Below are 15,919 nucleotides of genomic sequence, written 5' to 3'. Positions count from 1 at the left end.
GTCTTTTCTCATTTAAAATAGTCGTATCAAATGTGAAAAGGAGATTGTCATGAAAACGATTAGATGGCTTGATCGATATTTTGAAGAGGTTTTGCTTGTCCTGTTCACGACCGTTATGGTTTCTGTCATCTTCTTGCAAGTCATCATGCGGTTGATGGATAACTCGCTGTCATGGTCTGAAGAGCTTGCAAGGTATGCATTCATCTGGCTCGTATATATCGGAATCAGCTATGGTGTGAAAAAACAGCGTCATATCAAGGTTGATGTCATGTTGGTCCTATTAAAAGAACGGGGCCGGATTATCCTGACAATATTCGCAAACATCCTGTTCCTGATTTTCGCGATTTTTGTCATCAATTATGGATATCAAATTGCAACAAAGTTATTGGCATTCGGCCAGCAATCCCCGGCTCTTCATATTCCGATGGGCCTTGTCTATATGGCGACTCCGATTGGAATGGGGCTTACGGTCATCCGTTTGATCCAGAATCTTATTATCCTGATCGAAGGTCTTCGCAACCCGGACCGCGCCCATATTGAAACAGAAGCTGAACGAGTAAAGGAAAATCCAAATGAATAACGTAGGAGGGTTTACATCATGACGGCTGGAGTGTTATTTGGCAGCTTTGCCCTGTTTTTGTTGTTAAGCGTTCCAATTGGAATATCACTTGGACTGGCAACTCTTGTAACGATTTATTATTCGGGCTCTTTGCCGATCGAATTCTTAATGAAGGAACTGGTTACATCAGTTGACTCATTTCCGCTAATGGCGGTCCCGTTCTTTATCCTTGCTGGTGAAATTATGGGGAAGGGCGGAATATCAGAACGTCTCTTTAACTTTGCAAACTCACTTGTCGGAAATAAAACAGGCGGTTTTGCAATCGCTACCATTATTACATGTATGTTTTTCGCAGCTATTTCCGGCTCTGGCCCGGCTACTGTTGCCGCTATCGGAGGAATTATGATTCCTGCGATGGTACGAAACGGTTATGACAAAAAGTTCGCGACAGTTACCGTCGCGGCAGCTGGATCAATCGGTGTCATCATTCCGCCGAGTATTCCGATGGTCATCTATGGTGTAGTCGGCAGTACGTCAATCGGTGACATGTTCATCGGCGGCATTATCCCTGGTATCCTTGTCGGTCTTGCGATGATGGTCTGGGCCTACTTGTATTCGAAGAAAAAAGGTTTCAAAGGGCTGGATGAGCCGACTTCCCTTAAGAAAATCGGCCAGTCATTTTGGGCTGCCAAATGGGCGCTCTTGATTCCGGTCATCATTCTCGGCGGTATTTACGGAGGATTCTTCACACCGACAGAAGCCGCAGTTATTGCCGTTGTCTATGGCCTTTTTGCAGGTCTGGTACTTTACAAAGAGCTCACCATCCGCGATCTCCCGAAAGTGTTCGCCGATTCGGCCTTAACGACTGCAACAGTGTTGATCATCGTTGGCACCGCTACGGCGTTCGGCCGCTTCCTTACAATTGAACAGATTCCGAATAAAGTCGCAACGGCAATGATGTCCATCTCTGATAATTCCATTGTCATTATCTTGCTTATCACATTGCTGCTCCTTTTTGTAGGTATGTTCATGGACACACTTGCAGCAATTATTATCCTGACACCAATTTTGCTGCCGATCGGCATCCAGCTTGGTTATGATCCGATCCATTTCGGTATTATCATGGTCGTCAACCTTGCGATCGGATTCATTACACCACCGCTCGGAGTTAACCTCTTCGTCGCGTCAGGAATTTCGGGATTATCGATCGAAACATTATCCAAATCGATTGTTCCGTATTTTGTAGCAATGGTGTTCACGTTGCTCTTGATTACATTCATTCCGCAGCTCACGATGTTCCTATTGAGCTTCGGCCAATAGATTACCAGTAAAGCAGGTGTTCAGAAATGAAAGGATTAGATGTTGTAACGTTCGGAGAAACAATGGTGCTGTTTACGCCCGATCAGATGCTGCCGCTTGAATATGTGCCGGGGTTCAATAAACAGCTTGGCGGGGCCGAATCGAATGTTGCGATCGGCCTCCAGCGTCTCGGTCACAGAGTCGGCTGGTTCAGCAAACTTGGAAACGATCCTTTCGGAAGATATCTGTTGCATTTCATACGCGGGGAAGGTGTTGATACATCTTCCTGCCTTTTTACAGACGAGGCTCCGACAGGCGTATTCTTTAAAGAAAAGCGCTCTCCGGAAAACATCAATGTGTATTATTACAGGAAAAATTCCGCTGCCAGCTTACTCGGGCCTGAAGACCTGGATGAAGAATATATTGCAAATGCCAAAATCCTTCATTTGACCGGCATAACACCCGCTCTCAGCAGTTTTTGCAAAGAGGCGGTTTTCAAGGCAATTGATATTGCAAAAAAACATGGTGTGAAGGTTGTATTTGATCCGAATCTCCGTTTGAAGCTCTGGGACGCTGAAACTGCCAGGCAAACATTTCTGGAAATGGCCGGAAAAGCAGACGTAATCCTTCCCGGCCTGGATGAAGGGCAATTCATGACAGGGAAAGAAACGCCTGAAGAAATAGCCGATATCCTTGCAGGCGGTACAGAAAAAACGATTGTCATCAAGCTCGGTAAAAAGGGTGCTTTTTATAAAACGCCGCAGGGATCCGGTTACGTGTCCGGCTATCCTGTTAAGCAAGTCGTCGACCCTGTCGGAGCAGGGGACGGCTTTGCGGCAGGCATCATAAGCGGAATTCTCAGAAATGAGCCGATTGACCGAGCCGTTAAACGCGCCAATGCAATCGGAGCAATCGTTGTGGGTATTCCCGGCGATGTTGAAGGCTTGCCCCGTGAAGATGAAGTGGAAGCATACATGAACCAGGATGGAAATGAAAGAGATGTCATCAGATAAATAGCACCGCAAGGAGGTACGATTGATGAATAAGTGGGCAAACCTTGAAAAAATAAAAGAATCAGGCCTTGTAGCGGTCATTCGCAGGCCGAAAGCGAGCCAGATCAATGGGATTGCGGAAGCACTGGTTGACGGCGGTGTCGGTGCTCTGGAAATAACAGCCGATACACCGGGTGCTTTTGACATGATCCGCAGCATCAAAAAAGAATATGGGAACAGAGTGCTTGTCGGTGCCGGTACAGTTCTTGATGCGATCACAGCGAAAACGGCCATTGACGCAGGTTCGGATTTTGTCTTTTCCCCCAACTTCGATGAGGAAACGATCCGTGTGACCAATCAGTATGGCAGGATTTCAATCCCGGGTGTGCTGACGCCGACTGAAATCGTGAGTGCGTATGCGGCCGGTGCCGATCTATTGAAAATTTTTCCGGCTGATTCACTGGGGGAAAATTACATTAAGAACCTTCAAGGCCCGCTCGGCCATATTCCGATGATGCCGACAGGCGGCGTCTCGGCTGATAATGCGGAGCATTTCATCCGCAGCGGTGCAGTTGCGCTCGGTGCCGGCGGTTCTCTTGTTGATAAGAAGGCAATCGAACAGGGAGACTACGGCAAACTAACAGAAATCGCAAGACAGTTTACGGCAGCAATCAAGCGGGGCAGAGCCCGGTAAAAGGAGGATAACGATGAAAATCACGAAACTCGAAACCTTCGTTGTGCCGCCACGGTGGCTGTTTCTGAAAATAGAAACCGATGAAGGCCTGTTCGGCTGGGGTGAACCGGTCATAGAGGGCAGGGCGGAAACCGTAAGAGCGGCAGTGGATGAACTGAGCGATTATTTGATCGGCAAGGATCCGCTTCGCATCGAGGATCACTGGCAGGTCATGTACCGCGGCGGTTTTTATCGCGGCGGCCCCATCCATATGAGTGCAATAGCGGGAATCGACCAGGCACTTTGGGATATCAAAGGAAAGTTTTACAACGCTCCTGTCCATGAATTGATGGGAGGCGCCTGCCGGGATACTGTAAGGGTTTATTCCTGGATTGGCGGAGACCGCCCGTCTGATGTCGGGCTTGCAGCCAGAAAAGCAAAAGAAGCCGGCTTTACGGCGGTTAAAATGAATGGAACGGAAGAACTGCAGTATATTGATTCACACAAAAAAGTGGATGAAGCGATTGCCCGAATTGCTGCAGTAAGGGAAGCGGTTGGAGACGATTTTGGAATCGGCATCGATTTTCACGGCCGTGTACATAAGCCGATGGCAAAAATACTTGCAAAAGAACTGGAACCATTCCGGCCGATGTTCATCGAAGAACCGGTCCTGCCTGAAAATAACGAAGCGCTGAGGGATATTGCCCGTATTACGAACATTCCGATCGCAACAGGTGAAAGGATGTATTCACGCTGGGACTTCAAAAAAGTGCTGGAAGACGGTTATGTTGACATCATCCAGCCGGATCTTTCCCACGCCGGGGGCATTACGGAGTCTAAAAAGATTTTTGGAATGGCGGAAGCCTATGATGTTGCAGTAGCGCCGCATTGTCCTCTGGGTCCGATTGCGCTTGCATCCTGCCTGCAGGTGGATGCGACATCACATAACGTATTCATTCAGGAGCAAAGCCTCGGCATTCATTACAACCAGGGCAGTGATCTATTAGATTACTTAACAGACAAGTCGGTGTTTGATTACAAAGAAGGGTATGTAGAAAACTTGAAAGGGCCGGGCCTCGGTGTTTCCATCGATGAAGAATATGTCCGTAAGCAGGCCGAAACCGCACACCGCTGGCGGAATCCGGTGTGGCGGCACAAAGATGGAACCGTTGCTGAATGGTAGTCTTTTAAATGACTATTTTCATAGAAGTGGTGCTGCCCGTATTGTTAATCTTCGCGGCGGCATTCGGGCTGCAGAAGTGGAAACGGATCGATATTCGATCTGTTTCAACTGTGGCTATTTACATTCTGACACCGGCACTCGTTTTTCCGACTTTCTATAAAGCAGATCTGAACAGGGATTACTTGAATATGGTCATTTTCGCACTGATTTTGCTGGCTGTGATTTTGATTATCGTTACAGTCTACAGCAAAATCATGCGTTATTCGGAATCGGTGGAAAGCGGGCTGATCTTATCGACAGCGTTTATGAATGCCGGCAATTTCGGTTCCCCGATCATCTTATTCGCCTATGGGCAGAGAGGATTCGACTATTCGGTATCATTTCTTGTCCTGCAGGCGATCATCATGAATTTCTTTGGCATTTACTATGCCGCACGGGGCGGAGCAGGTGTCAAACTCGCCCTGAAGACGGTGATGCAAATGCCGCCGACCTATGCGACAATTATTGCCTTAATCATGAACGTTTTTGATATTGGCATGCCTGCCAATATCATGTCAGCGATCGAACTGGTTGCCAAAGCTGCCATCCCGATGGTGATGCTGATCCTTGGCATGCAGCTGGCTGAAATCCAGTTAAAAAACCTGCAATGGTCAAAAATAACGTTTGGAACCATTACCCGGCTTTTCCTTTCGCCTGTCATTGCCTATATCATCATCCAATTTTTCCCGATGGACCCGCTGCTTGAAAAAGTGCTGATCGTTTCAGCTGCGATGCCGTCGGCAGCAACGACGACGATGTTCGCCGTGCAATATGATTCCGAGCCTGATCTTGTTTCTAGTATTACGTTAATTACGACATTAGTGAGTATCGTGACGATTACACTCCTTTTAGGCATCATGGGATAATAAAAGAATGGAAGAAGGAGAGAATGACGTGAGTACATTTAAAGTGGTTGTGACCGATTATGAATTTAAAAGCTTTCAGCCTGAAAAAGAAGTGCTCGACCACCCGGATATCGATCTTCAATTTGCACAGTGCACAACAGAGGACGAAGTCATAGAGGCGGCGCAAGATGCAGATGCTCTGATCAATCAATACGCGCCAATTTCCAGGAAGGTAATCGAAAGCCTGGAAAACTGCAAAGTCATATCCCGATATGGAATTGGCTTTAACACGATTGATATTGAAGCAGCAACGGAAAAAGGCATTGTCGTCGGAAATGTCACCGATTACTGCCTTGATGAAGTTTCAGACCATGCATTTGCGCTATTATTGTCCCTTGCCCGCAAGGTGACATTGCTGAACAATGAGGTGAAGGACGGGAACTGGGATTTCAAAGCAGGCTCTCCGATTTTCCGCCTGCGCGGCAGGACGCTTGGATTGGTCGGGCTGGGCAACATTCCGCAGACACTTGCCCGCAAAGCGCAGGCATTCGGGATTGAAGTTGCCGCTTATGATCCGTTCATACCGGAGGAAACTGCAGCGGCCTTGAATGTGAAACTTCTTGAACTTGATGAACTGTGTGAGAGGTCTGATTTTGTCTCTGTCCATGCTCCGTTGAACGAACATACAAAAGGGATGATGAGTACAGAGCAGTTTAAAAAGATGAAAAATGAAGCATTCATCATCAATACAGCCCGTGGCCCGGTCATTGATGAAAAGGCATTGATCCTGGCGCTTCAAGAAGGCGAAATCGCCGGTGCCGGCCTGGATGTCGTTGAACAGGAGCCGATTGAAAAGGATAACCCGCTGCTTGAGATGCCGAATGTCATCCTGAATCCGCACGTTGCCTGGTACTCCGAAGAGTCGCAGACAGAGCTGAAAAGAAAAACAGCCCAAAATGTCGCTGATGTTTTTAAAGGCTATTTTCCTGATTATCTTGTAAACAGAGATGTGAAGGATAAAGTAGAGTTGAAGGAAAAAAACGCATAACGGCAGGAGGGAACCGCAATGGAAAAGAAACCGGCTTTTACAGGCATTATTCCACCTGTATCAACGATTTTTGATGATCAGGGGAACTTTGATAAAAACGGAACAGCAACGTTGATTGATTTTTTGATTGAACAAGAGGTTGACGGATTGTTCTTCCTCGGCACAGGCGGCGAATTCAGCCAGATGTCCGTTCAGGAAAGAAAGGAAGTCGCTGAATTTGCTGTTGACTATGTGAACGGGAGGCTGCCGGTCCTGATTGGTACAGGCAGCACCAGCACACGGGAGGTCATTGACCTGTCCCTCCATGCCAAAGAAACGGGGGCAGATGGTGTTGTTGTCATCAATCCATACTACTGGCCTCTTTCAGAAGAGCATTTGTATGCCCATTATCGTGATATAGCCCTGGCGGTAGACTTGCCTATTTTGCTTTATAATTTTCCAAATCTCACCGGCCAGGACCTGTCACCGGATTTTGTCCGGCGTCTTGCTGAAGAATTCGGCAACATCGCAGGAATTAAAGAAACTGTTGATACAGCCGGGCATATCCGTGAAGTCATCTTAAAAGTGAAGCCGATCCGTCCGGATTTTTCAGTCCTTGCAGGGTTTGATGATCATTTGCTCAATACCCTCAGTCTTGGCGGGGACGGTGCCATTTCGGCTAGCGGCAACTTCGCGCCTGAATTGACAATCGGCATTTTGCGGGCATTTCGGGAAGGAAACATGGAAAAAGCGGTTGAGCTTCATCAAAAACTCGCCCCTATTCCGTTAATGTACAAAATCGATTCACCATTCGTGAATGTAATCAAAGAAGCCATCAAGCTGAAGGGACTGGATATCTCCACTAACGTCCTGCCGCCGGCAAGACCGCTCGGTGAAGAGAAAATCAGTGAGCTTCGGGCAGTACTGCAGCAAGCCGGCCTTCTTTAAACGAATATGCATGAAAGGAGCATGGCGTATGTCTGAAAGTATAAGAGAAAATGTGCCTGTCCAAATATCTGATGAGCTAACGATTGTTGACTTAAGTGCTCTCACCCAGAAATACAAATCGGAAATTTACTTAAAAAAAGTTGTAAGAGGATCGGTGATTGAAGTAAGCCTTAAAAGCTTCCTCGGTTTAATCACCCTGCAGCTGCAAAACGGCGATGAAATCACCATCCGTGCTGTAGGGGAAGACAGCGAAGAAGCGGTTGCTGAAGTGGAGACGTTTTTTAGTTAAGCATGTTAAGAGAGTGAAAATGAAAAGCGGCTGAGATTTACCGCGGACGCAGACACAGCAATAAACGGGTAAGAAAGAGCGTACCAGGTGGATTCTCCGGTGATGCTCAGAAAGAAATAAAGAATCGCCGAGTATCCTCCCGGGTACTCGGCGACTCTCTAACACATGGCTCAATTCCCACCCTTAATCAGCTCCTGAACCTCATCCAAATCCGCTTCCGTCTTCCTATAATGGGCCTCATTCTTTTCCAGCCGAAACAAAAACTTCGCTTCGATCAAATATTCCCTCGCCTGTTCGTAGTCACCCAATTTCATATTGATTTTTCCCAGCATATGCTTCGTTTTCCCCATAATAAAACTCAGCTGCTTCTTTTCCAGCATTTCAATGATTTTGTATGCAAGGGTGATGGCCTCATGCAGGTTTCCGTTATAGTAGTGACAGTAGGCCAGGTTATAAGCCACCCTGGGAGCGAGTGTGAAATCACTTTTGAACGGCAAATCCTCGATGGCTGAATAGGCTTTTTTGAAATAGTTGATGGCAGCCGCGACACCTTGCCGGTTCAGTTTGACAAGACCGAGCGAATTGCAGATGCCGATGTCCAGTTCTGTTCTGAGCCGTTGTTCATAGATGCTTTTCAGCTGGTCTTCCGCTTCTGCCGGATTATTTTCTTTCATGTGCAGCAGTACGGCTTTGTGCCATGTGATGAAACGTTTTGTGCTCGCATATTCCGCCTGATGCTTATAAAGGTCTAAAAGCTTATCGAATTCCTCAATTGTTAGCGTGAGAGCTTCGTAATCTTCGTTGTATGTAAGTTCACGGCATAAATTTTTATATCGTTCAATTTCCATCAGGTCGTTATAATGAAGGTCGCTAATGACGAAGTCAATCGGGACCTTCAGTTTTCGGCAAATGTCATAGAGCAGGTCAAGCCTCGGGTTTTGCGCCCCTTTTTCGATCCGGTATAAAGTCGATTCGTCACAGATTCCAGCGGCCAGGTCTTTTCTGGTCATTCCCGCCTGTTTTCTATAGTATTCGATATTCTTACTTACGGTACTCATAAAAGCCTCCCTAAAGCAAAAAATCAAAAATATTCAGAATTTTAAAATTACTGCATAAATGCATATTTAAAATCTCCGTTATGCAATGGATAATGAAATCAGAGAGAAGATAGTCCTAAACTCTTATGAAAATTATACCATATGGGGGAGATTGATATGAGAAAACTGTTGCTGTTCTGTATTTTGTCTTTTGGATTGGTGTTTGGCGGCGGTACGGCTTCTTATGCTGAAGTAACTGTTGAAAAAGCGGTGGCGGAAACTGCTGATGTTATTGGAACGCTTGGCGATGAACTGATTCCGGGAAACCATTGAAGCTGAACTGAAATCTCCTATTCTATTCCGCTTGCATCACAAACTGCCTGTGATTCCGGATATATTCTAACAGATCGGCCTCACGTAATTTGTAATATTTTGTAGAAAGGAGATGGATAGATGAAAGCAGCGCTTATTAATATGCCCTTTGGTTCGTTATACAGGCCTTCCATCGGATTGAGTCTGCTGAAAGCAGGGTTGACGCAGCGGGATATCGAGTGTGATGTGCACTATCTGAATCTGAAGTTCGCCGAGCAAATTTCACCTGAGTTATACGATGGAATTGCTGAAGGGACCATCTTTTCAAGCAATGCCCTGGCAGGTGAAGTCGTCTTTTCTCAATCTCTATTCGGCAAAGATACCCTGGACGCCTACATAGAAGAAGCGAAAGTGAAGCTTGGGAATTCAGAAGCTGATTTTGAGATCATCCGTGAAGTAAGAACACACGTTGAACGGTTCCTGGACGCATGCTTGTCCGAAATCGATTGGAGCCAGTACTCAGTAATCGGCTTCACGAGTGTTTTCGAACAAAACGTTGCTTCAATCAGTTTCGCGAAAAGATTGAAAGAAAAATACCCGGAAAAATTCATCATATTCGGAGGAGCCAACTGTGAGGAAACGATGGGGGAAGAACTGATTCAACAATTCCCATTCATCGATGCTGTCTGTTCGGGTGAAGGCGATCAGTCATTCATTACGTTCCTCACTGAATGGAACAAAAACAAGAAGGTGCCAAAAATTAACGGGATCCGGCTGCAACGTTCCTCCAATGATAGCGCCCCTCCGATATCGCCAGCAGCCGTAAAACTCGATGAAATTCCTTATCCCGATTACACCGACTATTTCGAGCAATTTGTGAGCTGCAGCTACGGGGACCAGGTCAGTAAAACCCGTTTCCTGTTCGAGTCCTCAAGAGGATGCTGGTGGGGACAGAAACATCACTGCGTCTTTTGCGGCCTTAATGGAACGAATTTGAACTTCCGGAGCAAGTCGGCAGACAGGGCGCTGGAAGAATTGATTTACCTCAGCAACAAATATAAGGACTACACGTCAAAAGCCGCTGCCGTCGATAACATTATCGATATGGGTTACTTCAAAAGCGTGCTGCCGGCTTTGAAGGAAAAGGGCCTGGATCTGGATATGTTTTATGAAACGAAAGCGAATTTGAAAAAGAGCCAGGTGGAACTGTTTCGGGACGCCAAGTTCAGATCGATCCAGCCGGGGATCGAAAGCCTGCAGACCTCTGTTCTCGAACTGATGAACAAAGGTGTCACGATGCTGCAGAATATCCAGCTGTTGAAATGGTCGAAAGAGTATGGGGTGTTCCCGGTCTGGAACATTTTGTACGGCTTTCCGAAAGAGAATCCGGAAGAATATGAACGTTTGCCTGAGGTCGTCGAAAAGATCACCCATCTGACCCCGCCGGGCAGCGTCGCAAAAATCCGGCTTGACCGTTTCAGTCCGTATTTCAACGATTATGAACGGAACGGTCTTACAAATGTCCGGGCGATGTGGCCGTATAAGTACATTTACAGCGGGCTGGATCAAGCCGGGCTGAACCGGATCGCTTATCATTTCGATTATGATTACGCGGAACCGCGCAATCCGGGTGAGTATACAATTCCTATGCGCAAGGCGGTTGCTGCGTGGACGAAAACACATGCGAGCAGTGATTTATTCTTTGTTGATAACGGCAGGGAATTGCTGATTGTGGATATGAGGAAAGAGAACGACATTCAGATGACAGTTTTAAAAGAAGAAAAACGGCAGCTTTACCTGGCATTGGATTCAGCCAGAAATCTAGCGAGTGCATATAAAGACGTTCAGAATGCCGGTTACGACATTACGATCGATGAATCGGAAAAGATTGTCCGTGAGTTTGTCAACAAAGCATTGGTGCTTGAGGAGAAAAACAGATACATCAGCCTGGCGCTTGACTGCAAGATTTACAGTCCGAAAAAAGCCGCATTGGTGCGGCTGGCCGAGTGGAACGAAAAACAAAAAGAACAGCGTCCGGTTCATGCTTGAAAGGGGGTGAAATACATAATGGAAAACAAGAAAGTAAGCATTACTCCGGAAGTATTCAAGGTCAACGACAAGGGGGAAGTGGTCATCAGCGATTCCCAGCTGGTGGAGCAGATCGAAAAGGCGACTGACGAGTTGGCAGCCGGCGAACAGGGAATCAGGATTTCAGTTTCAGCAAGTTTCTAAAACGGCATCATTTGTTCAGGGAGATCATTATTTGAGCTCCCTGAACTTGATATGTCAAGCACCGTAAAGGAGGGATAACTTGTACTATGAATCGATTTCCAAAGGGATGCTTGAAAACTGTATGAAAGTGATTGTCAGAAGGACGAAACAATCCCGCAATCTATCAATCGGAATGTATGTGAACCACGGCTCAAAAGACGAAAACAATGAAAATAACGGGATATCCCACTTTATTGAACACATGGCGTTCAGCCATGAGAACATGAACCATTCTGCTAAACAAATGGTGGGGAACCTGCTCGACAACGGTGCGTTATATGAAGCCTATACAAATAAGGAAATGACAAGGTGCTGCATCACGTCGCAGCGGAATTACCGCTCTGATATCATTAAAGCTTTAGCTGAAATCGTTAAGCTCCAACATATCCCGGAAGAACGAATCGATCATGAACGGGCGATCATCTTACAGGAAGCCGAAACCTACTTCGCTTCATCGAAAGTGAAAACTGAGCTTGCGGAACGGGCGCTCTGGGGTGACCGCTCCCTCGGGCTGTTTGTGATCGGGAACCAGCAAAATATTGCCCGGTTTTCCAAAGAGGAAATCGAAAGCCGATTCAAGCAGTACTATTCACCAAGCAACACCCTCATTGTCATTCAAGGGGATGTCGATCCTGATGAAACGCTTGGCCAGATCGCTCATGAATTCGACTTCTGGAAAAGCGAACCGGCAAGCAACCCGTCCCCGCAGCTTGAAGTGTCCCCAAGTGTGATGGGGATCGGAAATGCCGATCGAGTCAATTTGACAGCTACATTCGTCGGGCCTTCCTTCCGGTCGCGGAAGAGGTACGCCATGGCGCTGCTTTCAGATATATTGGGTGATGGATTGAAATCGAGGCTTTTCATGGAACTGAGAGAAAAAAGAGAACTGGTCTATTCCGTTTATTCCTATGCATTAAGCTATGGCCTGGGCGGTTATATGGCAATTGATTTTAATTGCAAAAAAGAGTCCCTGGAAGAAAGTTTCAAGGTCGTTATGGACATCATCAATGATATTAAACAGAACGGAGTGACGAATGAAGAGCTGGAGCGGGCCCGCGCTTCCCGCATCACATCCACCCTGCAGATCCCGAATGACGCAGTGCGGCATCTGAATACAACCGGCCGCTATGCGCTGTATAATAAAGATTTTTTCGTGGATAATGAAGTGTTTGACTTAATGAGTGTAACGGAGGAAGAAGTCCGCGAGGTTGCCAGAGAAATGTGTGATCAGTCAAATATGGCTTTGTCTGCAGTAGGCACAGATTCCGAGTCGCTGCTGGCCCTACTATAAAAAACGAGGTGGTATGTATGACAAATCCAGCGATATACATAGATAATGCCGACAACGATTTCCTTGATGCAATCTTGCATGACGGCGGAATGGAAGTTTTAAGCGTCCTCTCAGTAGCTTCACTTACCGCAACGGAAGTGGCACGACAGGTGAGTGTCCCGCTTGCAAAGGTGAATTATATCATTAAAATCCTGGAAAGAAATGAACTGGTGTATGCAGACAGCACGAAGTCTAAAGAAGATATTGTGGAAACAGCTTACAAAGCGGATGTGAATTCATTCGGCATCCGGCTGAGCAACCGGAACTCCAATGAAATGGAAAAAATAAAACTGATTACATATATGATTGAAGAAGTGCGGACCGGAATGCGTAACGCCGTTTCGGGAAACTCGCCGGCCGAGTTTTCTCTCGTAAAAGCGCGAATTCCGAAAGAGCGGGTGAAAGAATATATCCACATGCTGCGCGAACTCGAAGATGACATTGACTCGCACCAGGAAAATAACGACGATCCTTACACATTTGCGGTTTCTTTGTTTCCAAATTTTAAAACAGAAAGGGTGAAAAAATAAGATGGTATCATTCCTGCAGCCTTCCCGTATGGAGAACGATCAGATCTATACGCTCAGTTTACGGCCTTTTTCCCAGCGGCTGATCAGCGTGATTGACATCATGGAGCAAGTCGGAAAAATCCCTGCAGATCTTGCGGAGAAACTGAAAGGCGCACTCGATCAGCCAGAATTTTTAAAAGACCTTTACAGTCCGGGTTTGAACTACTTCACTTACTTCCTGACAACCTATTCAGATGATGGCATGATCTATAATATGGAGCCGGCTGATGTGATCCGCAAAATGGAAACGACGAACTTTGTTGAACCATTTATGAGCTATTTTATCCTGCCGTGTGCGAAACATGGAATTGAGTTTGAGAGTGAAGTTGAATGCCGATCCGGAGGCACAATTGAAATCCCGGGGCTGAATCACAAAATAAACTTGAGTCCGCCTTATGAATGTTACCGCTGTACAGTCATTACAGCGAAAAATGAAATTACACTCCTTGCTGATGAGGTCATTATCGGAGCAATTCGGTCCAACGATGAGTTCACCACCCGGCTTGAAGTGACGAGCCCAAAACATATTGAATGCATTCCACATTATTTTGACAGTAAAAGCAGGATTGCATTTGAAATGAAAGAAGAGATCGTCGGACAATGCCTTTCAGAAAACATCAACTCTCTCAATGTCAGAAAGAGTGAAATCAAAGACAATAGGTTGCACAGCATTTCCTTCACACCGAATGACCACTTATTCTATGAATCGTGCTTGAATTTAATTCAAGAGATTTGGCCAGAATATTATGGAGAAATGGAGGGCCATATTAAACTTTTAGCCATCATGGATACGGATGCGTTTGGCGGCTTCACGACTGATATATTGCCAGATGCCATTTTCATCTCCCATCACCCCCATGACTTTCTATGGGTGACGGAAAATATCATTCATGAATGCGCCCATTCCAGATTGAACCAGCTGTTTGCGATTGATCCGATCGTCATGAACGACCACAGCGAAACTTATAAGTCACCGTGGCGGACAGACCCGCGGCCGATGAAGGGAGTCTTCCACGGCGCTTACGCTTTTGCGAGAGTTGCAATGTGGCTGGAAAGGCTCCAGCAATTCCATCCGAGTTATAATCAGACAGCAGAAAGGCTTGAATTTGTTAAGGGGCAATTGAATGATGCCATCTCTGTAATTAATGAATCTGGTAAGCTTAGCCCTCTTGGCGAACATATTTTTAATGAAATCAAGTCACTTACAGCTCCAAAAACATTAGTTGAAAACTAAGATTAAGAATCAAGCATACTTTTAAATGTGGAGGAAAAATATGAGTGAAACCTCAGTAGAAGCAACAGTGCCCTCTGAAAAGAAAGAGAAAACGGACAGTTTCAAAAGCCTCTTTGCCATCAAGGATTACCGGTACTTGATCGCCGGCCAGTTTGTATCAGCGCTTGGCGATGGGGTGTATGCATTATCGATTATCTGGGCGATGAAAGTGCTGACGGGGTCGGCTGTACTCATGTCACTTGTGCTGGCCGCGGAAATCGTTCCGACGATCCTGTTCGGAATCTTTGCGGGTGTGCTCGTTGACAGGGGAGATCAGAAGAAATTCATGCTGATGTCGGATATTTTCCGCGGCCTGGTAATCCTGGGACTGGTGTTTTTATTCTGGGCGGACTTGCTGGAACCGTGGATGCTGATCGTATCGGCAGTGATCATCTCGTCATTCGATTCGTTCTTCGTCCCGGCCAAAACCGTCGCCATCCGGTCGATTGTGCCGGATCACTTGATTACACGGGCCCAGAGTGTTTCATCGACGATTCAGACCGTCGTGGGGCTTGCTGCACCTGCAATCGCGGGGATATTATTGGTCTACAGTCTGCCGACGGCTTTCCTTTTCAACGCACTGACCTTTTTTGTTTCGTTCTTCTTTATTCTTTTAATAAAAGAAAAAGCATTGACGAAAAAAGCTGCTGATAAATTGAACTGGAAAAGCTTTGGCGCAGACTTGAAAACCGGGTTGAAAACGATTGTTTCGGTGCCGATTTTACGGGGCATGATCATTTATCTGGTGCTGATCAATTTCATGCTCGCGCCGGTAGCCGTGTTATTCCCGCTGTTTGTCGAAAGTGCGGCTGATCTGGCGAAGGTGGAGATCGCTTTCTTCATAGGAATCCTGCTCGGTTCGGTTTCCATCAATTTTTTTAATAAAGTCCGGAAAATCGTCCCGATGGTCGTTGGGCTGGTCCTGATGCTCGGTTCCTTTGGAGCGTTGGCGTTCACTGATAACTTTATCGCTGTCATGGGAATCATCCTGGTCGCCGGTATCGGAAGTCCGCTAGCCAGCATTGCGCTGCAGTCGCTGTTTATCGTGAAGGTGCCAAGGAAGCTGATCGGGAGGTCGCAAAGTACGATGCGGGTGCTGCTGGAGTCGAGCAAGCCGGTATCGCTGATGTTAACGGGTACGCTGCTTGTCCATTTCAGTATTAACCATTTGTTCCTTGGCATTTCGATTTTTGGAGGGATTGTCGTGTTACTGATGGTGTTGAATCCTGTCATCAGAAAGGCAGAGTGAAGCGGAGGAGGTTTCAGGTAACGG

General features: G+C 46.5%; 17 protein-coding genes. 16 read left to right on the top strand and 1 reads right to left on the bottom strand.

Annotated elements, in window-relative coordinates; translation table 11 throughout:
- The first annotated feature begins 49 nt into the window (after positions 1–49).
- From A4U59_RS12395 to A4U59_RS12355, 9 genes are read left to right on the top strand one after another with little or no spacing between them, the layout of a single operon-like run.
- The gene (locus tag A4U59_RS12395; RefSeq protein WP_070120897.1) at positions 50–580 is read left to right on the top strand and encodes a TRAP transporter small permease; all 531 of its coding nucleotides are present in this window, start codon (positions 50–52) and stop codon (positions 578–580) included.
- 18 nt (positions 581–598) lie between these two features.
- On the top strand, positions 599–1,879 hold the full coding sequence (locus A4U59_RS12390) for a TRAP transporter large permease (RefSeq protein WP_070120896.1): 1,281 nt from the start codon (positions 599–601) through the stop codon (positions 1,877–1,879).
- A gap of 26 nt (positions 1,880–1,905) precedes the next feature.
- Positions 1,906–2,871 carry a sugar kinase gene (locus tag A4U59_RS12385; protein ID WP_070120895.1) on the top strand — a complete coding sequence of 322 codons (966 nt, stop codon included), beginning with the start codon at positions 1,906–1,908 and terminating at the stop codon, positions 2,869–2,871.
- A 25-nt stretch (positions 2,872–2,896) separates the two neighbouring features.
- Positions 2,897–3,544 carry a bifunctional 4-hydroxy-2-oxoglutarate aldolase/2-dehydro-3-deoxy-phosphogluconate aldolase gene (locus A4U59_RS12380; protein ID WP_070120894.1) on the top strand — a complete coding sequence of 216 codons (648 nt, stop codon included), beginning with the start codon at positions 2,897–2,899 and terminating at the stop codon, positions 3,542–3,544.
- A gap of 13 nt (positions 3,545–3,557) precedes the next feature.
- The gene (dgoD, locus tag A4U59_RS12375) at positions 3,558–4,706 is read left to right on the top strand and encodes a galactonate dehydratase (RefSeq protein WP_070120893.1); all 1,149 of its coding nucleotides are present in this window, start codon (positions 3,558–3,560) and stop codon (positions 4,704–4,706) included.
- An 8-nt stretch (positions 4,707–4,714) separates the two neighbouring features.
- A complete protein-coding gene (locus tag A4U59_RS12370) occupies positions 4,715–5,611 on the top strand; it encodes an AEC family transporter (RefSeq protein ID WP_070120892.1) in 897 nt (298 codons plus the stop codon).
- A gap of 28 nt (positions 5,612–5,639) precedes the next feature.
- Positions 5,640–6,638 (top strand): C-terminal binding protein, encoded by a 999-nt coding sequence (locus A4U59_RS12365; protein ID WP_106406337.1) that lies wholly within the window; start codon positions 5,640–5,642, stop codon positions 6,636–6,638.
- An 18-nt stretch (positions 6,639–6,656) separates the two neighbouring features.
- On the top strand, positions 6,657–7,565 hold the full coding sequence (locus A4U59_RS12360; RefSeq protein WP_070120890.1) for a dihydrodipicolinate synthase family protein: 909 nt from the start codon (positions 6,657–6,659) through the stop codon (positions 7,563–7,565).
- Between the two features lie 28 nt (positions 7,566–7,593).
- On the top strand, positions 7,594–7,854 hold the full coding sequence (locus tag A4U59_RS12355) for an HPr family phosphocarrier protein (protein WP_070120889.1): 261 nt from the start codon (positions 7,594–7,596) through the stop codon (positions 7,852–7,854).
- Between the two features lie 170 nt (positions 7,855–8,024).
- On the opposite strand, the gene A4U59_RS12350 is transcribed toward A4U59_RS12355, so the two are convergent.
- Positions 8,025–8,912 carry a helix-turn-helix domain-containing protein gene (locus tag A4U59_RS12350; protein WP_070120888.1) on the bottom strand — a complete coding sequence of 296 codons (888 nt, stop codon included), beginning with the start codon at positions 8,910–8,912 and terminating at the stop codon, positions 8,025–8,027.
- Between the two features lie 156 nt (positions 8,913–9,068).
- Here A4U59_RS12350 and A4U59_RS21380 point away from each other — a divergent pair, with 156 nt between their 5' ends.
- From A4U59_RS21380 to A4U59_RS12325, 7 genes are all read left to right on the top strand, one after another.
- On the top strand, positions 9,069–9,224 hold the full coding sequence (locus A4U59_RS21380) for a hypothetical protein (protein ID WP_157888177.1): 156 nt from the start codon (positions 9,069–9,071) through the stop codon (positions 9,222–9,224).
- A gap of 120 nt (positions 9,225–9,344) precedes the next feature.
- On the top strand, positions 9,345–11,252 hold the full coding sequence (locus A4U59_RS12345) for a RiPP maturation radical SAM C-methyltransferase (protein WP_070120887.1): 1,908 nt from the start codon (positions 9,345–9,347) through the stop codon (positions 11,250–11,252).
- 18 nt (positions 11,253–11,270) lie between these two features.
- Positions 11,271–11,435, top strand: a complete 165-nt coding sequence (locus A4U59_RS21375; RefSeq protein WP_157888176.1) for a hypothetical protein — start codon at positions 11,271–11,273, stop codon at positions 11,433–11,435.
- A gap of 79 nt (positions 11,436–11,514) precedes the next feature.
- Positions 11,515–12,765 carry a M16 family metallopeptidase gene (locus A4U59_RS12340; RefSeq protein ID WP_070120886.1) on the top strand — a complete coding sequence of 417 codons (1,251 nt, stop codon included), beginning with the start codon at positions 11,515–11,517 and terminating at the stop codon, positions 12,763–12,765.
- Between the two features lie 17 nt (positions 12,766–12,782).
- Entirely contained in the window at positions 12,783–13,334 is a 552-nt protein-coding gene (locus A4U59_RS12335) for a winged helix-turn-helix domain-containing protein (RefSeq protein ID WP_070120885.1), read from the top strand.
- A 28-nt stretch (positions 13,335–13,362) separates the two neighbouring features.
- The gene (locus A4U59_RS12330; RefSeq protein WP_169823956.1) at positions 13,363–14,607 is read left to right on the top strand and encodes an aKG-HExxH-type peptide beta-hydroxylase; all 1,245 of its coding nucleotides are present in this window, start codon (positions 13,363–13,365) and stop codon (positions 14,605–14,607) included.
- Positions 14,608–14,647: 40 nt separating this feature from the next.
- Positions 14,648–15,895 carry an MFS transporter gene (locus A4U59_RS12325; RefSeq protein ID WP_070120883.1) on the top strand — a complete coding sequence of 416 codons (1,248 nt, stop codon included), beginning with the start codon at positions 14,648–14,650 and terminating at the stop codon, positions 15,893–15,895.
- Positions 15,896–15,919: the final 24 nt, after the last annotated feature.

This window comes from Bacillus marinisedimentorum (genome assembly GCF_001644195.2).
Classification (GTDB): Bacteria; Bacillota; Bacilli; order Bacillales; family Bacillaceae_O; genus Bacillus_BL; species Bacillus_BL marinisedimentorum.
The sequence above is the reverse complement of the archived record's forward strand: the minus strand, read 5'-3'. Positions and strand labels throughout refer to the sequence as shown.